The following is a 19314-nucleotide window of genomic DNA, read 5'->3' as shown; positions in this document are numbered from 1 at the left end:
ACGATGAGGACCTCAGACGGCTGCTTCGACCCGTTCACGGGCCACCACCCTTTCTTTGCCCGTCGCCACCAGGAGGGCGGCGAGCGCGAGACCGACCACGGCGGTGGCGATCCAGAAGACGACACGGTCGTGCAGGACACCCCAGGCGCCGACGGCGGGGCCGAGGGCGATGCCGGTGGACTGCGCGGCGGACAGGTAGCCCTGGTACCGCGCGTTCTCGGCGGGGCCGGCGAGTTCCGCCACCGAGGAGTTCCCGAGCGGGGCGAAGACCGCCTCGCCGAGGGAGAAGACCACGAAGCCGATGATGCAGACCGCCCACGCCGAGGACAGGCCGCAGACTGCGAGCCCCACGCACGTCAGGAGCGATCCGGCCGCGAAGGCCTTGCCCCAGTTGAATTTCGCCGTGAGGGTGCTGAGCGGGAGCTCGGCGACGATGATCACGACGGGGTTGATGAGGAGGAGGACCGCGTAGAGGCGGTCGCCCCCGTCGAGGCGGTCCAGCGAGAGCGGGATGCCGCTCTGGTGCTGGGCGTACACGGCGATCGTGACGCCGAAGGCGACGATGACCGACCAGAGCCGGACCTTCTTGTGCCGGGCGGCGACCGGGTCCTCGACGGGCGGCTCCGGGGCCGCCGCGGCGGCTTGCCCGGCCTCGGCCCCCGACGCCCGGGGGCTCATCGACTTCCGTTCGGCGACGAGGAGCACCCCGGCCAGGAGCGAGCCCACGGCCGACATCCTGAAGAGCAGCGGGAACTGCGAGAAGCCCACGATGCCCGCCACGGCGGGAGCCGCGACCATGCCGACGTTGAGGAAGATCCGGTAGAAGGCGAAGGCCGTGACCGTGGGGCCCTCGTACGACGAGGACGAGACCAGCGCGGCCGACGGGCCGACGAACGACTGCGAGATCGCGACGCTCACGGCGGCGACCGGGATCGACGCGTACGGACTGTCCGTCAGGAAGGACAGGCAGAAGAGCAGCGGTACGTTGACGAAGCAGCCCGCGACGAGCACCGGGAGGCTGCCCAGCCGCTCCGCCGCCCTGCCGCCCACGATCGATCCGACGATGCCCGCCGCGCCGACGGCGAGCAGCGCGAACGCGACCGTGCCGGACGTCGCCCTCATCCCCTGGAAGAAGACCGCGGCGAAGAGGCCCAGGAAACCCACGCACCGGTTGACCAGGGTGGCGACCGAGACGATCCAGATCTGCGGGGGGAACCTGCGCAGTTCCCGCATGTTCAGGCTCAACGCTGCCCGCTCAGGAAGTCGCCGTGCGAGACGGTGTGGGCGGCCTTGCCGCCCTCCGGGATGATGAAGTAGACGCAGCCCTGGTCACCGGCGGTGGACTGGTGGACCGTGCCCGCCGGGAGTTCGATCCGGGTGCCCGAGGTCGCCTTGTCCTCGGTCACCGTCTCCGGGCCCCCGCCCTGGGCGGCGTACTCGACGACCATGTCGCCGCTGAGGACGACGAGGGTCTCGTGCACCGAGTGGCTGTGCCAGGAGTGCACCTTTCCGGGAGCGTCACGCTGGAGCTCGATGCCTCCCTGGGACGGGAGGAACGCGGCCGCAGCTTCGGCGATCCCCAGCTCGGGCTCCTGGAATACGGTCGTTTCGGAGACCCTGTTCTCGGGCATTTCTTTTTCCTTTCGCATCACAAAACTGACGGGGCACTTGCCCAGCGAGATGACGTCCTGTCCGTCGTCCAGGTAGTACTGCCGCCATTCGCTGTTCGTCTCTTCGCCGTAATTGCCGAGCATGGCGGTGAGCGGCGCGGTGTCGTATTCGTCGATCCGGGCCCGGATCACCTTGCGGGCGTTGTCGCCCGTCCTCGTGCCGGCCTTGATGTCGTCGAAGACGAACCGGGGCTGGAAGGTGATCGCCACGCGCTCGAACTGCCGGCTGCGGCGGGCGGTGTGCAGCGGGGTGTTCACCACGACGAACATGGGGACCCCGTTGAAGCAGTACTCGAACGTCGAGTCCTCCGTGTCCGCCGCGTAGCCGGACGGCCAGGGCGTCTCGTCGAGGGCGCTCGTTCTGTCGAGCAGGTCCCAGAACTCCTGGTAGTAGCCCTCGTGGGTCTCCTCCGCCGCGTTCCACGACTCGAAGAAGACGACGAGCGAGGTACGCCGGCCCAGCTGCTCGCAGACCGAGGTGAAGGACCGCAGGGTCCTGGCCAGCCGCTCGGCGTGCGAGCCCGCGTCGATGAAGCCGTACCGCAGGGTCCTGCGGACCACCGCGTCGACGCCGAACACGCAGGGGAACTTGTCTTCCGTGTCCAGCATCCGCGCTTCGAACGAAGATATCGCTTCCGACTGCCAGGAATTCTCCGGGAAGGGAGTGGAGCCCGGAACTGTGAGGAATTCGGAATTCACTGCTTCGGTGGACATGGTGATGCGGCCTCGAATTTCTTGTGGATCGGTAAGGCGCAATGACCATGACACCAGGACGGCTTGAAATTCAATTCACGAAGGAGTGGTAAAGGTCACTCCGCGAGCTGCGGGCGAGCTCTTTAATGCCCGCAATTTGCCGAGGCTTTACCTTTGGGTCCTTCTCGTCCCTTGTTTCCGCGTCCCGTGTTCTACGGTCCCGCTACTTCGCGGACGCCGGCTGCCGGGTGCGCAGCCGCCGGAGCATGCGCCCGTCCTCGAAGCCGACCTCGCGGGCCGCGGCCTCCAGGGTCGCGCCGTGACCGATGAGGTGCTCGGCCCGTTCCATGCGCAGGGCCTGCTGGTAGCGCAGGGGCGTCATGCCGTTCGTGGCCTCGGCGAACTGGCGGGTCAGCGTGCGGGGGCTGACGCCGGCGTGGGCGGCGAGGCGCGCCAGGGGCAGCGGCTCGACGTAGTGCGCGTCGATCAGGTCCTGGACCCGGTGCACGTTGTCGTCCAGGTGGTTGCGGTGGCGCAGCATCGAGCTGTCCTGCGGCTCGTGGCCGTTGCGGCGGGCGTAGACCACCATCTCCCTGGCCGCCTTCGCGGCGAGGCGCGGGCCGTGCCGGGTGGCGAGCAGGTGCAGGGCCAGGTCGATGCCGCTGGCGATGCCCGCCGCGGTGACCACCCGGTCGTCCGAGGTGAACAGAACGTCCCGCAGCACGGTCGCCCGCGGATGGCGGGCGGCGAACGCGTCCTGGAGCTGGTGGTGGGTGGTGCAGCGCCTGCCGTCCAGCAGGCCCGCCTGGCCCAGTACCTGTGCTCCGACGCAGACGCTGGCGACCGTGCCGCCCGACGCGTGGTGCGCCCGCAGCCGCTCCAGCGTCGCAGGGCCCACCTCGGCGTCCCGCAGGACCGGCGCCCGCCAGCCCGGGATGACGACCAGGTCGTCCTCGCCCAGGTCGGGCCAGTCCCGCTGGGCGGTGAGCACCAGGCCCTGTGCGCTGACGACCTGCTCGTGCTCGGAGACGTAACTGAAGGTGTACGGGAGTCCCAGTTCCTCGGCCGCGCTGAACACCTGGGCCGGACCGGCCAGGTCGAGCAGGTGGACCTCGGGGAAGAGGACGAAGACGACGTGCGTCACGCCGCTTCCGCCGCCAGCTCGTCCACGGTGGCGATGCGGGCGAAGCGGTCGCGCAGCACGGCCGTGGTCCGCGCGATGATCTCCTCGGCGCTCAGGTCGCCGATCGGATTGGTCGTGGTCGCGTCGGCGACGAAGACGACCTCGTACCCGAGGTCGCTGCCGAGGCGGGCCGTGGTCTCCACGCACTGCTCGGTGCGTATGCCGCACACCCACAGCTCGCCGACACCGGCCTCGGTCAGCCGCCGCTGGAGGTCGGTCGTGGTGAAGGCGTTGTGCGAGGTCTTGTGGAGCACCGGCTCCCCGGGCGCCGGCCGCTCCAGCTCCTCGAAGAGCCGGACGTGCCCCTGCGCCGGGTCGAAGACGCCCCCGCTGTCGGGCTCGGTGTGCAGCACCCACACGACCAGGTCCCCGTTGGCCCGTGCCAGCCGCACCAGGCGGTTGACGGGGTCACTGATTCCGGGATGGGCGATGTGGTCCCACAGGGGCCGGGCCCGGAAGGATTCCTGGACATCGATCACCAACAGTGCGCGATTCATGTTCACCATTCTGACCAGCCGACATCACCGATCGACAGTCACGATCGTGACCACAACCGGAACGATCTGGTCACGCCGTAGACAGTATCCGCCGCCACTGACAGCGCCCGTGACCTGGGCCGCTGCCTCCCGGTACGGGCGGTGGCGGGGGAGTGCGTGGTCACGGGGGCGCCACGGGCATCCGGTAGGTGCAGTACACGTAGCCGTCCCACAGGACGTCCTCGACCCGCTGGTCCGAGCGCCGCAGCAGCGCGTCGCGGGCCGCCGTCGCGATCGCCGTGAGGCCGGGGTCGTCGCTCGCGCCCAGCAGCACGACGTTCTGGGCCCGCCAGAAGTCCATGCCGGAGTTCGTCGCCAGGGCGAGGCTCAGGTAGACGGCGTTCGACAGGGCCACTGCGCACACCTGCCCCACGGGGGCCGTGCCGGGGCGGATCACCAGCACCGGCTCCAGCCGATCCGGCGGTATCGCGGCGCCCTTCGGGTCGAGCGCGACCGGAGAAGCGCCCCAGTCGAGGAACGCGACGGCGACCGCGACGAGCAGGACGCCGCCCGCGCCCAGGACCCCGCGCACGGCCGTCGCGGCACGCGAAGGCCGCCCCGGCGGCGGGGGAGCGGCCCCGGACTCCCGCCGGGCCTAGCACCGCCATCAGCATCCACCTGCCGTTGGCCATCGTGTACGGCAGCGGGGGCGGCGTGGACGCGCACCGGCTCAGGTCCCGCCAGCCGCACACGGACAGTTCGATGTGCAGCAGCATCACCGGCGCGGCCAGCAGCGCCGCCACCAGCCCGCCCAGCACCAGCACCGGGAACAGCTCACGCGCCCGGCGGTACGGTGCCGCCGCCCCCCGCGCCGACAGCGCCACGGCCAGCGCCCCCGCGGCGACGCACCCCGCCCCCACCAGGGTCGTCGGAACCAGCGGCGCGAAATCGGCGGCACGCTCCTGCTGCGGCACCGTCGGAACGGGCGCCGCGGCCACCCGGTCGAGCCCGGCCCGCAGCGAACGGTGCAGCGGTGAGGCGGCGGCGAGGAACAGGAGGGCCGCGCCCACCCCGGCGGGCAGCACCACCCAGAGCCGGGGCACCACGACCCGCGCACCCACGGCACCGCCGCGCCCGCGCAGGCGCGCCACCACCCCCGGCAGCACCGCCACCAGGGCGGCCCCCGCCACCATCATCGCGTCCGCCGGGGCGGTGAGGCGCTTGAGGACCACGGCGCCCAGCGCCGCGACGGGATCCGAGGCCGTCAGCAGGGTGTCCCGGTCGGCGAACACCGTCCCCAGGAAGTACCCGAGCAGGACCGTGCCCACCACCAGCGAAGCCACCAGCGCGCCCGCGCGCGGCGGGACCCCCGCCGCGCGCCACCACCGCGCGAGCAGCGCCTGCCACGCGACGAACGCCCACAGCAGCGACAGCGCGAGCAGCACCCAGGCCACCGCCACCCACGGCGCCCGTGCGGCCAAGGCGCGCCACAGCCCCAGCGGCTGCAGGACCTCACCGGCCAGCAGCCCGCAGGCGCAGGCGAGGGCGGGCGGCAGGCTGCGCACCGCGGGGCCCGGCGCCCGGGGCGTACGCCACACGGAACGCCACACCGCCAGCGTCAGGACCGCTGAGACGAGGACCCCGTACGCGGCGCCCACGCCCCAGGCCACGGTCGCCGGCCGGGTCGGCCAGAGGTTCGTCGCGGTGAACTCCACCGGCCGGTACGACAGTCCCACCAGGAGCCCGGCCGCCGCACACTCGAACAGCGAAGGCGGCCGGGGCCGGTCGGGGTGCGCACGGCGGTCCGCGCGCAGGGCCCAGCCCGGGTGGTACGTGAGCCAGGTGCCGGCCCGCTCCCACCGGCGGCGCGCCTTCGGCATCCGCTCGCGGGCCTGCTCCTCCGCCCGCGCCAGGAGCGCCAGCACCGGCGTGTAGTCCGGGTGCCGGACGGCCTCGTCGGCCTGCAGTTCGCGCGCCCGCAGCACGGCGGCCCGCTCGCACCAGAGCGCCGCGAGCGCGACGCCCGCCTCCGTGAGGAGCTGCCCGAGCCCGCCCTCGCCCAGGACCAGGGCGAGGGCCACGGCGGGCACGGCGACCGTGGCGAGGAAGGCCCACCACAGGGCGATGGTCAGCTGGGTGAGGCCGACGTCCCGGCCGCGCAGGTGGGCCAGTTCATGGCGCAGGGCCGCCGGCAGGAGCCGCGGATCGGCCGCGGCGAGCCCCAGGTTGAGCACGACCAGGTAGCGCCCGGGGAAGCCGAGGCAGCGCCCGGCGGGCGCGTGGGGCAGGGCCGTGAACCGCACGGTCACCACGGCACGCGTCGGAGCGTCCTGGGCCATGACCGCGCGTACGACTCCGGCCGGCGCCGCCGTGCCCGGGTCCGCCTCGAGGTCGGCGAGGCCCTTGGTCGGTCCCGTACGGGCCAGGCGCGGGTGCAGCGCGTACAGCCCGAACGCCACCACGAACGTGACGGCGACCAGGGCCAGGGCCGCCCACACCGCGGTGAGGATGGCGGAGTGCAGACAGCCGCGGAACCTCAGGGTGACGTCGAGCGGGGCGAGGGTCGCCGCACCCGCGAGGGCCCGGTCGGCGCAGGCGGTCCGCTGCTCCAGCGCGCTGGTCGTCACCAGGGGGCGCAGCAGCAGGACGGTGTTGTTGTGCAGGACGAAGGACGCCACGAAGACGGTCGTGGCGAGCAGGGCGAAGCGCGAGGTGGTGGCGCGCGGCGGGACGCGGCGCACGGCGGCTCACTCCTCCGCGTCGGGGCGTGCCGCAGCAGGCTCTCCCGGGGCGCCTCCCGGCGGCGGCTCGGGCGCGGCCAGCGCGGCCAACTCCGCGCGCACCGCCCGCGCCACCGACACGGCGAGGTCCTCGGTACCGCCCGCGGCGAGCGCCGCGTCGCGGGCTTGGCGTTCGAGGACGTCCCAGTCGACCCCGGACGGGATCGCGAGGGGCGTGCCCGGTACGACCACTCTCCTGCGGCGCCAGGGGCGCCACGGGTCGCGCCCGTCGGCGGTCGTCCGCAGCCACGAGGCCAGCAGGTCCGACGCCGTGCCGGTGAACACGGCGAGGACCACCGGCGTGGCGGCGGCCAGTGCTTCGGGGACGCCGAAGCCGTTGGGGACGCGGCGGGACGCGCCCCGCGTGCCGGGCGGCGGCGCGCCCCGGCCCGTCACGGCGAAGTGGGCTTCGGCGATGACCCGGAAGTAGGGCACTTCGGCGGGTGCGCAGCGGGCCACCACCCGCGCCGCGACCTCCTCGATCCCGAGTACGTCCTCGGCCATGTCGCCCCCCGATCCCGCCTCGCCCGTCGTCTCGGCGGACATTTCAGCGTAGGGCCGACACGGTCTGATCCAGGGCGAGTTCGGAGGATTCGTGAAGGTCGCGACGGACCGCTGTGCCCTTCACCGGACGGCAGTCCCGTGCGCTGTTACCCAACGGATACGAGGTAGAGGGACTCCTGACGAGGAACAGCCGCGCCGCCCATACAACCCCTGCCTAGCGTCCGGGACATGACCAACAACAACCGACCGGCCCTGTTCGGCGCCGCGGGCGCGACCCTGGTGCTCGCCGTCGCGACGACCGCGATGACCACGTCGCCCGCGCACGCCGTGGCCGGCGGCACCGAGTCGACGAAGGCGTACTCGTTCATGGGCTCGTTCCAGCCCTCCTACCCCAAACCCCCGAGGCCGGACGGCCACGGCTGCGGCGTGGAGGTCCTCGCGCCCCAGTGGGTGCTGACCGCCAGTCACTGCGCGGGCAAGAACCCGACCAACGCCAAGAACGGCGTGCCCAAGGGCTGGAAGGTCCGGGTCGGCTCCCTCGACACCACCTCCGGCGGCGAGGTCGCCGAGGTCGACCGCTACTACCGCCTCGCGACCAGCCGTGACCCGGGCGGTTTCTGGGGCAAGGACCTGGCCCTGATGCACCTGAAGACCCCGGTGAAGGCCAAACCCGTGCCCCTCGCGTCGGCCCGGCCCGCGGTGGGATCTCCCGTACGCATCATGGGCTGGGGGATGACCTGCGACGACACGGACGACCCCGCCTGCTTCCCCGACCGGCTGCGCGAGGCCGACACCACGGTCCAGGCCAAAGCGGTGTGCAAGACCGGCACCGACGAGGAACTGTGCGTGGGAAGCCGAGACGGCAGCGTGGCCGCGACGAACATGGACTCCGGCGGCCCCGCACTCGTCCGCGAGAAGGGCGCATGGGCCCTGGCCGGAGTCGTCAGCGGACCCGGCGCGGGCGACAAGCCGCCGACGCTCTACACCGACGTCACCCGGCACGCCGCCTGGATCAAGGGCATCATCTCCGGCGCCAAGGTGCCCCCGCTCGACACGGTCCCCGACATCGAGGGCGCGGTCGACCTCGGCAACTGCGCCGGCTCCGTGGTGCGCACCCCCGCCTCCAGGCCCGGCGACCCGGCCCTGCTCCTCACCAACGGGCACTGCGTGGACGGTGACCGCCCCGCGCCCGGTACGGCGTTGACCGACAAGCCCGCGGACCGCGCCGTGACGATCGCGGACCGCCAGGGCTACCCCGAGGCCTCCGCCCGGGCGAACCGCCTGCTGTACGCCACGATGAGCGGCACCGACGTCGCCGTGTACCGCCTGGACAAGACGTACGCGCAGCTCCAGGCGGAAGGCGCGAAGGTCTTCCGCCTCGGCGGCAAGCCCGTGCGCTCCGGCGACTCCCTGGGCCTGAACTCCACCGGCGATCGGCTCAGTTGCAAGGCCGACGCCGTCGTACCGCGGCTGAAGGAAGGCGCGTACGAGCAGAAGGACTCGATCCGCTACGCGGCGGCCGAGGGCTGCGCCCCGTACGGCGGCATGTCCGGATCGGCGCTGCTGGCCCCCGACAACTCGACGGTCGTGGGCGTCCACAACACGCACAACGCCGACGGCGAGCAGTGCACGGACGACAATCCGTGCGAGGTCGCCGCCGACGGGACCACCACGTCGACCAAGGGTCGCGCCTACGGCCAGCAGGTCTCCGGACTGACGGCCTGCCTCACCCAGGGTTCGAAGCTCGACCTGACCCGGGAGGGCTGCACGGTCACCGGCTCCCAGCGGACGACCCGCTGACCCGGAGGCCGACGACGCGCACCGGCCCGTGCCGCACGCCCGCCACAGCGGCGGCACGGGCCGTCCCCGTCTGAGCGGTCGGTACCGATCGGAACCGCGCGGCCTCCACCGAGCCATCCGCCGATCGGCGTCCGTGCCCCGTCATGCGGCCAGCGGCGAGCGGGAAGGGACCGTGAGTACGGCTCCCAGCGCGCAGCCCACGAGAAGGCCCGCGCCGTGGTTGTTGGCGAGCAGGCACAGCACCAGCCCGGCGGCCGGCACCAGGAGTGACACCCGCCGCAGGCCGGGGGCCTCGCCGCGTATCGCGTACCGGACGGACAGCGCGCCGAGCAGGCCGCAGATCGCCACCGAGTCGCCGCCTCCGGTCGGGCTCCACCCGGACATGCTCACGGCCTGGGCCGCCACCCCGCTCGCCGCGAAGACCAGCAGTGTCTTCCACGGCCCGAACCACCGCTCGGCGACCGGCGCGACGGCGGCCAGCGCGAGCAGGTTGAACGCCAGCTGGAACCACCCGGAGGACTGCACCGACAGCGCGGTCACCGCGTGCCACCACGAGGCGTGCGGGTGGCGTTCCAGCGAGTCGATCACCTGGGGTACGGCGGTCTGGACGACCCCGAACGCCGCCATCAGGCCCACCAGTACGGCCGAGGCGCGCGGTACCGGGCGTCGCCACATCCGCAACAGGGCGAGCGGGGGCGGCCCCTGCTCGCCGTCCTTCGCGGCGAGGGCGGCCAAGAGCTGGACGCCCGCGACGATGACGGCCGCCGCGCATCCGTAGATCGCAAGGGTGTGCATGTTCATGGCGAGATCCTTTCAGGCGGCGGGTCCGACCGCGCGGGAGATCGTGAGCCCAACTCCCTTGCCGAAGCGCCTCGATGCAAGGTCATGGGGAGTACTCTCCCTCCCATTCATGTACCGAGTCAATATTTCATCCGAGCTAAAAAATATTCCACACACAAATTTGTACCTGGTAAGGTGCTGCCATGGCTGGTGACGAAGGGCTCGGGCTGCGCGAGCGCAAGAAGAAGCAGACCGCGACCAAGGTGTGGCACACGGCGCTGCGGCTCTTCCTGCAGCACGGCTACGACCAGGTCTCGGTCGCGCAGATCGCCGAGGCCGCCGAGGTCTCCAAGATGACGGTCTTCAACTACTTCAAGACGAAGGAGGACCTGCTGATGAACCCCATGGAGGCACACATGGGGGACATGGCCTCGGCGGTACGGTCACGCGGGCCCGGCGAGTCGGTACTGGCCGCGGTGTGCAGCCAGTTCCTGGAGCTGGTGGAGGCGCGGGACGCGTCGGTGGGGCTGGCCGGGGGCGAGCACCAGCGCCAGCTCATCCAGCTCATCGCCGGCACGCCCGTACTGACCCGCAGGGCACACCTGTGGGCGGTGCGCAGCGAGGAACTCCTCGCCGAAGCGCTCGCCGAGGAGACCGACGACGAACTGCTGCCCCTGCTCGCAGCGGCCCAACTGGCCGGAGTGCGCGGCGCGCTGATCGGCGACCACCACCGCCGCGTCGCGAACGGCGAGCCCGTGGCCCAGGTGGCCGAGGGCGCCGCTGAACGGGCGGAACGCGCCTTCGACTTCCTCGGCCGCGGCCTCGAAGGCTTCGCCGTACGAGAAGAGCGGCCCGCGGCCGCGTCGCACTGACCGGCCCGGCCTCCTCCGCCCGCCGAACTGGTTCCTCGCGCAGGGGAATTCACTCTGCGATAGAACACCTGTGCCTTATTCTGACGGCTCTTGGCAGACGCCCTGCCAAGGCACGTCGAAAGGCTCACCGCACCGTGGCTTCCACTCGCCGCCTCTTCCTCGGCGCCTTCACCGCCGGCGCCGCCTCCGTCGCCGTCGGACAGGGTTCCGCCGCAGCCGCACCCCGCAACGCCCCGACGGCGGCCCCCGCCGAGGAGGTGACCACGTTCCCCGGCTACGTGCGCGCGCAGGGCTTCCGCACGTACAACGGCGGCACGACCGAGCTCCACGTCACCTCGACGGCCCAGACCGACAAGCTCCACGCGCTCACCGTCCACCAGGCCGGAACCGCCGGGTCAGGCGTCGCGATGAACATCGTCTCCGACAACCCCGACGACTCCGCGGTGTACCTCACCGGCCACGAGCGGGCACGCGGCACCCTCAAGATCACGCACATCGGTCCCGAGGACGGCACCGACACGATGGCCTCGGCGCTCTCCATCGACCTGGTCACCGACAACGAGCGGCCCACCGGAACCGCCGCGCAGGGCATCTTCGTCCAGGCCAGCAAGGGCCCCACCACCGGCAACCTGCTGACCCTGCGCAACCACGCCGCCGACGACCTCGTGGTCAAGGCCGACGGACGGGTCGGCGTCGGCGTGCCCATCGGCGACCGGCCGCAGGGCCGCGTGCAGATCGCCCAGCGCGACAACGCGACCATCGGCCTCTACATCAGGGCCAACTCCGCCACCGCGAGCGCCCTCGCGGAGTTCCGCGACAGCGACGGCACCGCCAGGACACGGGTCCTCGCCAACGGCACGCTCTCCGCGCAGAACGCCCAGTTCGGCTCCTCCAGCACCCAGTCCTACGCGGGTGGCGAGGGCGTCGTCGGCCTGCGCAACGCCGACAAGGCCCCGGACGAGAAGACGCCACCGGTCAACGGCGGCGTGCTGTTCTCCCAGGGCGGCGCGCTCAAATGGATGGGCCCCAGCGGCCACGTCACCGACATCGCCTCGGCCTGACCCTCCCGGGACGGAGTGAACACATGCAGCTGACCACCGAGGAGTTGGTGGGCGAGTTCCAGGACGCCGTCATGGAGCTGTACTTCGCCCGCAAGCGCATCGCGCTTCTTGAGGCCGAGGTCGCGGAGTTGCGCGCCAGGCTGCCCCGAGTGCCCGAGGCGGAAGACGAATCCGGGCGCCCCGCCTGACGTGCGAGGGCGGGCGGCTCAGCTCGTGCGGTAGTGCGCCAGGAACATGTCCACGCCGCCCTCCAGGGCGTGCGCTACCCGGCGAGCTACACGCGCCGCCGCTTCACGCCCGGAGGCGAGGTGCCCGCGGCCGAGAACCGCTCCCTGACCGCCGCCGTGATGGGTGCGACGGCGGCGACGGGCACGACGGACCTGCCGCACCTGCCGGAGACGGCGGACTGACGCGCACGGACGGCTACCGTACGCCGACCGAACTCGCGCGACCTGCCCGCTCACGCAGCCGGATCCGCACCCCTGCGACCTGCCCGCCATCGCACGCGTATGACTGCGTGAGCAGGCAGGTCGTAGTGCCGTATCAACCGATCGGTTGATGCCGCTTCGAGCGCGACGGCCGATGTCGCCAGGGCCCTCGAACCCCGAGTCTGGACGCATGACAGCAGCGACCAGCACCACCGCCGCCGCACCGCTCATCGAGGTGAGCGGCCTGCGCAAGACGTACGCGGGACGGCCCGTCGTCGACGGGGTGTCGTTCACCGTCGCCGAGGGGGAGATCTTCGGCATCCTCGGGCCGAACGGGGCCGGGAAGACCACCACCGTCGAGTGCGTCGAAGGACTGCGCGCCCCCGACGCGGGCCGCGTCCGTGTGGCCGGGCTCGACCCGGTCCGCGACCACGCCGCGCTCACCGGCATCCTGGGCGCCCAGCTTCAGGAGAGCGAGATCCAGCCGAAGCTCACCGTCAAGGAGGCGCTGGAGCTCTACTCGGCGATCTACCCGGACCCCCTCGACTGGCGCCCGCTGGCCGAGCGACTGCGGCTGACCGAGAAGCTGGGCACCCGCTTCGCCAAGCTCAGCGGCGGCCAGAAGCAGCGCCTGTTCATCGCGCTCGCCCTCGTCGGCAACCCCCGCGTCGTCGTCCTGGACGAGCTCACGACGGGCCTCGACCCGCGCGCCCGCCGCGACACCTGGGAGCTGATCGAGGACGTACGGGAACGCGGCGTCACCGTTCTCCTCGTCACGCACTTCATGGAAGAGGCACAGCGGCTCTGTGACCGCATCGCCGTCGTCGACCACGGCCGGATCGCCGCGCTCGACACCCCCGCCGGGCTGATCCGGCAGGCCGCGGGAGCCACCGTCATCTCCTTCACCCCGTCCGCCCCGCTGGACGAGCGCGAGCTGGCAGCCCTGCCCGGCACCGCCTCCGTCGACCACCGCGACGGCCGGCTGACCCTCACCGGCACGGACGAGACGGTCAACGCCGTGATCACGCTGCTCGCCCGCAGCCACGTCACCGCACACCAACTGCGCGTCTCCGACGCCACCTTGGACGACGCGTTCCTCGACCTGACGAGCGGGACGCAGCGCAACGGCGAGGACGATCCGCAGCACGGCGCGGGCGACGACCCCAAGAAGACCTCGAAGAGTGACCCGACGACACCCCGGGCCACCGGCTCGGTCCCCACCGACCTCACGACAGGAGCCGGCCGGTCATGACCACCGCAACCACCACGGACGCCAGCGGCGTCGCACCCTCACCCGTCCGCGCGCCCCGGCCCGTCAAGGCCGCCCGCCGCGCGGTCCTGCGCGCCGAGTTCACGCTCTTCCGCCGGGAGGCCGGCAGCCTCGTCGCCATCCTGCTCTTCCCGGTCGCCCTGCTGGTGATCCTGGGCTCCATCCCCGCCTTCCGGGAGACCGACGCCGGACTCGGCGGCATCCGGCTCATCGACGCGTACGTCCCCGTCACCGTCCTGCTCGCGATGATCGCCGGCGGCATCCAGTCGATGCCGCCGATCCTCACCGGGTACCGCGAGCGCGGCATCCTGCGGCGGATGTCGACGACGCCCGTACGCCCGTCGGCCCTGCTCAGCGCCCAGATGGGCATCCACGGGGTGGCTGTCCTGGTATCGGTCGCCCTCTGCCTGACCGTAGGCCGCACCGTCTTCGACGTGGCACTGCCGCGCCAGGTGGCCGGATACCTGGTGGCCCTCGCGCTGTCGGTCGTCTGCGCCCTCGCCCTGGGCGCACTGATCGCCTCCCGCGCCCGTACGACGAAGATCTCCAACGCGATCGGCTCGGTCGTCTTCTTCCCCGCGATGTTCTGCGCGGGCGTCTGGATCCCGGTGCAGGCCATGCCGAGCGCCCTGGCGCACATCGTGGAAGTCACCCCGTTCGGCGCCGGTGCACAGGCCCTCAACCAGGCGATGTCGGGGGACTGGCCGGCCTGGACGCACCTGCTGGTGCTCGCCGCCTGGGCCGTGGCCCTGTCGGGTGCGGCCGCCCGCTGGTTCCGCTGGGAATGACCATGGAACGCGAGGAGGACGGGCAGACTGGCGCCATGACCGACGGACCCACACCCGGACGCGCGGCCCCACCGGAGGACGAGCCCTCGGCGACGGCCGAACTTGCCGAAGCCGTCGCCACGGCCGAGGACCCCTGGCACGTCGTCCACCGCTACGGCGCGTACGTCCTCCTCGCCATCGGCACCGTCCTGATCGCCGCCACCTCCGACGCGATCGGCATGGACCGCCGGGACTGGTGGGTGGCGGGCAGCCTCATCGCCGCCGCCCTCGCACTCCAACTGTGGTGGTCCCGGACCGAACCGCCCACCCCACGGCCCTCCGGCAGAAGCGCGCTCGTCTACTGGGCACGCTGGGCGATCGCGTTCGTCGTCACCTGGATCAACCCGTTCTTCGCGTTCTACGCCGCCGTCGGCTACTACGACTCCGACCGCCTGCTGCCGCGACGGCAGCAGATGGCCGGCATCCTCGCCTGCGTGATCGTCGTGGCGGGCGCCCAGAGCGGCGGGCTGGCGCCGAGCAGCGGGCTCGGCTGGGCCGTCTTCGGGGCGCTCGTCGTCGCCAACATGGCGTTCGTCGTCATCACGGGCCACCTCCAGGAGAAGGAACAGGAACGCGCCCGGGCCCAGGTCCGCACCATCCACGAACTCGCGGACACCAACGCCGCCCTCCACATCGCCCTGGACGAGAACGCCGCACTACACGCCCAACTCCTGCTCCAGGCACGGGAGGCAGGTGTCGCCGACGAGCGCCGCAGGCTGGCCGCCGAGATCCACGACACCATCGCACAGGGCCTGACGGGCATCATCGCCCAGCTCCAGGTCGTCAAGAACGCCCCCACCCTCGACACCGCCCGCACCCACCTCGAACGCGCCGACGCCCTGGCCCGGCACAGCCTGGGCGAGGCCCGCCGCTCGGTCCACAACCTCTCACCGGCCGCCCTCGCGGACGCCACACTCACCGAAGCGCTGAAGAAGACCGTGGCGGACTGGGGCGCACGCACAGGAGTGCGCGCCGAGTTCACCCTGACCGGCACCGCACAGCCCCTCCACGACGAGATCGAGGCGACACTGCTGCGCATCACCGAGGAGGCCCTCTCCAACGCCGCGCGGCACGCCCACGCCACCCGCCTGGGCGTCACGCTGTCCTTCATGGTGGGCGAGGTGACACTCGACGTACGCGACGACGGCCGCGGCTTCGACCCCCTGGCGGTCTCCCACCGCACCGCCCGCTCCGAGACCACCGGCTTCGGCCTCAACGGCATGCGGGCCCGCGCCGAACGCCTCGCCGGCGATGTCACGATCGAGTCCGAGCCTGGTGGCGGCACGGCGATCTCCGCTCGCGTACCGTTGGTCCCCCATGACAAGTGACAAGCCCATCACCCTCCTGGTCGTCGACGACCACCCCGTCGTCCGCGACGGAGTGCGCGGCATGCTCGAATCCGCCGACGGCTTCACCGTCCTCGGCGAGGCGTCGAACGGAGTGGAGGCGGTCGCCCGGGTCGCCGAACTCGACCCGGACGTCGTCCTGATGGACCTGCGCATGCCGGGCGGCGGCGGGGTCGACGCCATCAAGGAACTGACCCGTCGCGGGGCCCGCGCCCGCGTGCTGGTGCTGACCACCTACGACACCGACTCCGACACGCTCCCCGCGATCGAGGCGGGCGCCACGGGCTACCTCCTCAAGGACGCGCCCCGCGAGGAACTCTTCGCGGCGATCCGCGCCGCGGCGGAGGGCCGCACGGTCCTCTCCCCGGCAGTCGCCTCGCGCCTGGTCATGGCGGTCCGCACCCCGGCCACCCCCGCCGACGAGCCACTCTCCACCCGCGAACGCGAGGTCCTGGTCCTGGTGGCGAAGGGCACCTCCAACAAGGAGATCGCACGCGAGCTGTTCATCAGCGAAGCCACGGTGAAGACGCATCTGACGCACATCTACACCAAGTTGGGCGTGAAGGACCGCGCGGCGGCGGTGGCGGTGGCGTACGACCGCAAGATCCTCGGCTAACCAGGAAGCAGACCGGCGCGGGCACGGCACCGTTCGGCCAACGTGTGTCCGCGGGCTCTCCACACCACTGGCGGGATTCCCTCTGACGTCAGCCCGTGAGGGAGAGCTCGGTCCGGGTCCAGAGGGTGACGTCGCTGCTGGTGGTGACTGTCATGGTGAGCCCGGACGGGGAGAACCCGGCAGCGCGCAGCTCTGAGTAATCGGAGTGGAAGACGTGCCACCAGGTTCCTCCGGCCGGACCGTCGTGAGCCCCGCCGTCGGCGGAGAGAAGGACACGGTGGTGGGGCCACTCGGGACTGATGGCATCCACCGTCCAGCCGTCCGGTGTGGTGCTGTTCAGCCCACCGCCGAGGAGGCCGGCGATGCGGACCGGGGTGCCTGCGACGGGGCCGAGGCCGGGGCAGGTGAGATCCGGATTCGAGTCGGGAGTGCTGGTGCCGGAATCGGGGTCCGCGTCGCGGGCGATCCGCTCGCCGGTGACCGTGTCGAAGAGCCCGTGCCCGGCGTTGGACACGACCATGAGGAGGTCGTGACCGGAGTCCGGATGACCGACGAAACCGACGCCGAGCAGCCCGCCGATGGGGATGGCGTGCTCCGACACCGCCTGCCAGGGCAGCGGCGCCGCCATGACCGGGGCGGCGAGGTACCGCGCTCGTAGGAGGCGCTGATAGTCCGTGATCACTGAGTCTCCTTGGCGCGTTTCGCGTAGAGGATCTCTCGGGCGGAGCGGCAAGTCGACCGGAATACGCAGGAGCGCCTTGAGTGGCTGACCCGGCGATTTGGAGACCTGGCACGGCGACGGCCTCGACACCTTCCTCGCCGACGATTTCCGTACCTGCCCTCCGCTGCCACCACCTGGCCCTTTCAGCCGAGTACCATTCCGGTGGCCACGCCGAATTGACCTGGGACCTCCGCGACCCCAAGGCGTAGCGGTACCCGACCACCACCTCCCACGGAGCAGGCCAGGACATGCTCAGCCTCGCCTCCGGAGCCCACACGTTCATCGCGGAGCAACTCAACACCCCGCATCCAGCACCCCCGGTCAACCGACCACGACTCCGCGGCAAGTCCCCTCGGGAGGTTCCTCATGGGCCATCTCTTTGAATGTGGTGGCAAAGAAATCTGGGACCCCTCAAACCGGCCCGCCGAGCTGTACCTCGCCCTGCTGAAGTCCACCACCGACGTCTTCGACCTCCCGACCGGTCTGACCTCACGTGCCAGCGACTGGCACATCATCGACCTGCCGGAGTACGGGCAGATGGTCCAGGGCCTCCTGGCCACCCGCGGCAACACAGGACACCTCTACCTCTGCCGCATGCTCGACGGCCTGCTCCCTCTGTGCATCGCCCTCTACGAAGCAGCTGGCGGCACGGTCATTCCGGCAACACAGCGCGAGCGGGAGTATCTGGCAGAAGTCCACGCAATGGACCTCCCCATGGGCTACGCGCCCTGAGACCACCAACCCTCGCACGGCACGTCACTCGGCTCGCAACCACCCAAGCTGTTCCTCGCTCAGCGGGGGTTCAAAGCCCTCGGGGAACATCAGCATGAGGGGTTGTGGCCACATGCTCTCGGGCCCGTGCTCCTGGCAGTGCAGCGCCAGCATATGCGGCCCCGTTCCGCAGGCATCGTGCCGGTAGAAGCGGTCATGGGCCTGGCAGAAGTACGAGAAGACAGTGCAGTCGCCCTCGTCGGACGGCTGGTGGAAGCCGGGATCTCGAACGATCAGCGCCACGGGTTCCTGCCGATTGAACCGAGGAATTGGCCGAGGATCACACCATAAGAGTCGAGGAGGAAGCACTCGATCATTGTGCGCCAAGACCAACTCCGATCCCCAGGCCGCCCACCGGTCTACACAACCCGCAGGAAACCGGATCCACGACGCCCCGGCCGCCCGATAACCGTTTCACGACTTCCGACACAACGCACGACAATGCCCAGGTGAGCGAAGAACTAGTGAGGTTCCTCCAGGCAAGCCTGGACGAAGAAGCAGACCTGGCCCGCGGCTGCGACGGCGACGACGCATGCGGGCAATGGACGGCCCACGGACACACCGTCGACTTCTGCCACCTTGACCTTTCCGGCTTCCCGCCCACGATCGCCCAGCACATCGCCCTCCACGACCCCGCCCGTACCCTCCGCGACATCGAGGCAAAACGACGCGTCCTCACCCGCCACGCCCATGACCCCTGGCCCTGCGACGACCTGCGTGACCTCGCCGCACCCTACGCCGACCATCCCGACTTCCCGGCCCTGACCAGGACCAGCCGCAGGAGCAAGCCGAACGCGCGCCGCGCCTGAACCTGCCCGCCCAGGGCGGGAATCCGGGCCGCCGGACAGCGCCTGACCAGTAGTCGGTAGGGTCCGGTTTAGCCCGCGCCAGGGCGGGCAAAACAGGTGGCCGTTGTCACGGAGCACAAGGGGAAACCGCTGGCTTTACTCGCCGGTAGCTGGGCACACTGGCCTGGTGATCACGTCCCAACCGCCTGCCGCTGCCCTCACCTGGGCGACCGAAATCGTCGGCCCCCACGCCTCGGTGCGCGCCGTACAGCGACTGGTCGGCGGCACCCATGCCGCCACTCACCTGCTGGAAACCGTGGACCCGGCACGGGAGCTGGTCCTGCGCCGCTTTCCGCCCGGTGACCGCGCCGCGGCCCGGGAAGCACGCGTATTGGCGGCGCTCGACGGACTGGGCGGCCGGGCTCCCCGGCTTCTGGGCGCCGACCCCGACGGGCAGCGCTTCAGCGAACCCGCGACCTTGATCACCCGCCTCCCCGGCCGCTCGGACATCACACCGGCATCCCCCGACGCGGCAGCGGCCCAACTGGGCCGCACCCTGGCACGTCTCCACCGTGTCCCGCTCGCTCAACTCACCGGATTGCGCGATGGAATGGAGGCCGCAACGGTCCCGTCCAGCCGTGCCCGTACCGCCGCTCCCGCCTCGATGATCCTGGCGTCCCATGGCCATCGTCTCGCCGAACAAGCACCGGTCCTGACTCATTACGACT

At 71.5% G+C, this 19314-nt stretch carries 21 protein-coding genes; 12 read left to right on the top strand and 9 right to left on the bottom strand.

From position 1 onward, the window contains the following. Positions 1-12: 12 nt before the first annotated feature. The 6 genes from ABT160_RS38610 to ABT160_RS38585 all read right to left on the bottom strand — a co-directional run bounded on the left by ABT160_RS38610 (position 13) and on the right by ABT160_RS38585 (position 7348). Positions 13-1245, bottom strand: a complete 1233-nt coding sequence (locus tag ABT160_RS38610; RefSeq protein ID WP_351653107.1) for an MFS transporter — start codon at positions 1243-1245, stop codon at positions 13-15. Then, positions 1242-2279, bottom strand: coding sequence for a YqcI/YcgG family protein (locus ABT160_RS38605; protein ID WP_351653105.1), 1038 nt, complete (start codon positions 2277-2279; stop codon positions 1242-1244). Before ABT160_RS38605 ends, ABT160_RS38610 begins: the two co-directional genes overlap by 4 nt. 307 nt (positions 2280-2586) lie before the next feature. Beyond that, positions 2587-3507, bottom strand: coding sequence for a GlxA family transcriptional regulator (locus ABT160_RS38600; RefSeq protein ID WP_351653103.1), 921 nt, complete (start codon positions 3505-3507; stop codon positions 2587-2589). Beyond that, positions 3504-4043: an isochorismatase family protein gene (locus ABT160_RS38595; protein WP_351653101.1), complete on the bottom strand. Its 540-nt coding sequence runs from the start codon at positions 4041-4043 to the stop codon at positions 3504-3506. Before ABT160_RS38595 ends, ABT160_RS38600 begins: the two co-directional genes overlap by 4 nt. Positions 4044-4081: 38 nt before the next feature. Then, complete coding sequence (locus tag ABT160_RS38590) at positions 4082-6763, bottom strand: M48 family metalloprotease (protein ID WP_351653100.1); 2682 nt, start codon at positions 6761-6763, stop codon at positions 4082-4084. Between the two features lie 6 nt (positions 6764-6769). Further along, positions 6770-7348: a hypothetical protein gene (locus ABT160_RS38585; protein ID WP_351653098.1), complete on the bottom strand. Its 579-nt coding sequence runs from the start codon at positions 7346-7348 to the stop codon at positions 6770-6772. A 186-nt stretch (positions 7349-7534) separates the two neighbouring features. Between ABT160_RS38585 and ABT160_RS38580 the strand changes: the two genes are divergently transcribed. After that, positions 7535-9106 (top strand): trypsin-like serine protease, encoded by a 1572-nt coding sequence (locus tag ABT160_RS38580; protein ID WP_351653096.1) that lies wholly within the window; start codon positions 7535-7537, stop codon positions 9104-9106. A 141-nt stretch (positions 9107-9247) separates the two neighbouring features. Here ABT160_RS38580 and ABT160_RS38575 read toward each other — a convergent pair whose 3' ends face one another. Continuing rightward, positions 9248-9907, bottom strand: coding sequence for a rhomboid family intramembrane serine protease (locus tag ABT160_RS38575; protein ID WP_351653094.1), 660 nt, complete (start codon positions 9905-9907; stop codon positions 9248-9250). 182 nt (positions 9908-10089) lie between these two features. Here ABT160_RS38575 and ABT160_RS38570 point away from each other — a divergent pair, with 182 nt between their 5' ends. From ABT160_RS38570 to ABT160_RS38535, 8 genes are all read left to right on the top strand, one after another. Beyond that, positions 10090-10758 (top strand): TetR/AcrR family transcriptional regulator, encoded by a 669-nt coding sequence (locus ABT160_RS38570; RefSeq protein WP_351653092.1) that lies wholly within the window; start codon positions 10090-10092, stop codon positions 10756-10758. Between the two features lie 134 nt (positions 10759-10892). Further along, positions 10893-11819: a hyaluronoglucosaminidase gene (locus ABT160_RS38565; protein ID WP_351653090.1), complete on the top strand. Its 927-nt coding sequence runs from the start codon at positions 10893-10895 to the stop codon at positions 11817-11819. A 23-nt stretch (positions 11820-11842) separates the two neighbouring features. Then, entirely contained in the window at positions 11843-12007 is a 165-nt protein-coding gene (locus tag ABT160_RS38560; RefSeq protein WP_351653088.1) for a hypothetical protein, read from the top strand. 33 nt (positions 12008-12040) lie between these two features. Then, the gene (locus tag ABT160_RS38555; RefSeq protein ID WP_351653086.1) at positions 12041-12229 is read left to right on the top strand and encodes a hypothetical protein; all 189 of its coding nucleotides are present in this window, start codon (positions 12041-12043) and stop codon (positions 12227-12229) included. 208 nt (positions 12230-12437) lie between these two features. Beyond that, positions 12438-13499, top strand: coding sequence for an ABC transporter ATP-binding protein (locus tag ABT160_RS38550; protein WP_351653085.1), 1062 nt, complete (start codon positions 12438-12440; stop codon positions 13497-13499). Next, positions 13496-14305, top strand: coding sequence for an ABC transporter permease (locus ABT160_RS38545; RefSeq protein WP_351653083.1), 810 nt, complete (start codon positions 13496-13498; stop codon positions 14303-14305). Before ABT160_RS38550 ends, ABT160_RS38545 begins: the two co-directional genes overlap by 4 nt. A gap of 35 nt (positions 14306-14340) precedes the next feature. Beyond that, positions 14341-15672 carry a sensor histidine kinase gene (locus ABT160_RS38540; RefSeq protein ID WP_351653081.1) on the top strand — a complete coding sequence of 444 codons (1332 nt, stop codon included), beginning with the start codon at positions 14341-14343 and terminating at the stop codon, positions 15670-15672. Next, positions 15662-16306, top strand: a complete 645-nt coding sequence (locus tag ABT160_RS38535) for a response regulator (protein ID WP_351653080.1) — start codon at positions 15662-15664, stop codon at positions 16304-16306. The genes ABT160_RS38540 and ABT160_RS38535 overlap by 11 nt, the downstream gene beginning before the upstream one ends. Positions 16307-16394: 88 nt before the next feature. Here ABT160_RS38535 and ABT160_RS38530 read toward each other — a convergent pair whose 3' ends face one another. Continuing rightward, entirely contained in the window at positions 16395-16988 is a 594-nt protein-coding gene (locus ABT160_RS38530) for a hypothetical protein (RefSeq protein WP_351653078.1), read from the bottom strand. 405 nt (positions 16989-17393) lie between these two features. Here ABT160_RS38530 and ABT160_RS38525 point away from each other — a divergent pair, with 405 nt between their 5' ends. Continuing rightward, a complete protein-coding gene (locus ABT160_RS38525) occupies positions 17394-17759 on the top strand; it encodes a DUF6086 family protein (RefSeq protein WP_351653077.1) in 366 nt (121 codons plus the stop codon). Positions 17760-17783: 24 nt separating this feature from the next. Here the strand turns inward: ABT160_RS38525 and ABT160_RS38520 are convergent, their stop codons facing one another. Beyond that, on the bottom strand, positions 17784-18041 hold the full coding sequence (locus ABT160_RS38520) for a hypothetical protein (RefSeq protein WP_351653075.1): 258 nt from the start codon (positions 18039-18041) through the stop codon (positions 17784-17786). A gap of 206 nt (positions 18042-18247) precedes the next feature. Between ABT160_RS38520 and ABT160_RS38515 the strand changes: the two genes are divergently transcribed. Both ABT160_RS38515 and ABT160_RS38510 read left to right on the top strand, forming a co-directional pair. After that, the gene (locus ABT160_RS38515; RefSeq protein ID WP_351653073.1) at positions 18248-18607 is read left to right on the top strand and encodes a DUF6221 family protein; all 360 of its coding nucleotides are present in this window, start codon (positions 18248-18250) and stop codon (positions 18605-18607) included. A gap of 166 nt (positions 18608-18773) precedes the next feature. Next, on the top strand, positions 18774-19314 hold a 541-nt coding region (locus ABT160_RS38510), incomplete at its 3' end, for a phosphotransferase family protein (protein ID WP_351653072.1).

Source organism: Streptomyces sp. NPDC001941, from assembly GCF_040296945.1.
GTDB lineage: Bacteria > Actinomycetota > Actinomycetes > Streptomycetales > Streptomycetaceae > Streptomyces.
The sequence above is the reverse complement of the archived record's forward strand: the minus strand, read 5'-3'. Positions and strand labels throughout refer to the sequence as shown.

Excerpts from the sequence above, each read along its gene's own strand:
- ABT160_RS38605 (WP_351653105.1), bottom strand. The coding sequence starts at position 2,279 with ATGCTGGACACGGAAGACAAGTTCCCCTGCGTGTTCGGCGTCGACGCG.
- ABT160_RS38595 (WP_351653101.1), bottom strand. The coding sequence starts at position 4,043 with ATGAATCGCGCACTGTTGGTGATCGATGTCCAGGAATCCTTCCGGGCC.
- ABT160_RS38585 (WP_351653098.1), bottom strand. The coding sequence starts at position 7,348 with ATGTCCGCCGAGACGACGGGCGAGGCGGGATCGGGGGGCGACATGGCC.
- ABT160_RS38580 (WP_351653096.1), top strand. The coding sequence starts at position 7,535 with ATGACCAACAACAACCGACCGGCCCTGTTCGGCGCCGCGGGCGCGACC.
- ABT160_RS38575 (WP_351653094.1), bottom strand. The coding sequence starts at position 9,907 with ATGAACATGCACACCCTTGCGATCTACGGATGCGCGGCGGCCGTCATC.
- ABT160_RS38570 (WP_351653092.1), top strand. The coding sequence starts at position 10,090 with ATGGCTGGTGACGAAGGGCTCGGGCTGCGCGAGCGCAAGAAGAAGCAG.
- ABT160_RS38560 (WP_351653088.1), top strand. The coding sequence starts at position 11,843 with ATGCAGCTGACCACCGAGGAGTTGGTGGGCGAGTTCCAGGACGCCGTC.
- ABT160_RS38550 (WP_351653085.1), top strand. The coding sequence starts at position 12,438 with ATGACAGCAGCGACCAGCACCACCGCCGCCGCACCGCTCATCGAGGTG.
- ABT160_RS38545 (WP_351653083.1), top strand. The coding sequence starts at position 13,496 with ATGACCACCGCAACCACCACGGACGCCAGCGGCGTCGCACCCTCACCC.
- ABT160_RS38540 (WP_351653081.1), top strand. The coding sequence starts at position 14,341 with ATGACCGACGGACCCACACCCGGACGCGCGGCCCCACCGGAGGACGAG.
- ABT160_RS38535 (WP_351653080.1), top strand. The coding sequence starts at position 15,662 with ATGACAAGTGACAAGCCCATCACCCTCCTGGTCGTCGACGACCACCCC.
- ABT160_RS38525 (WP_351653077.1), top strand. The coding sequence starts at position 17,394 with ATGGGCCATCTCTTTGAATGTGGTGGCAAAGAAATCTGGGACCCCTCA.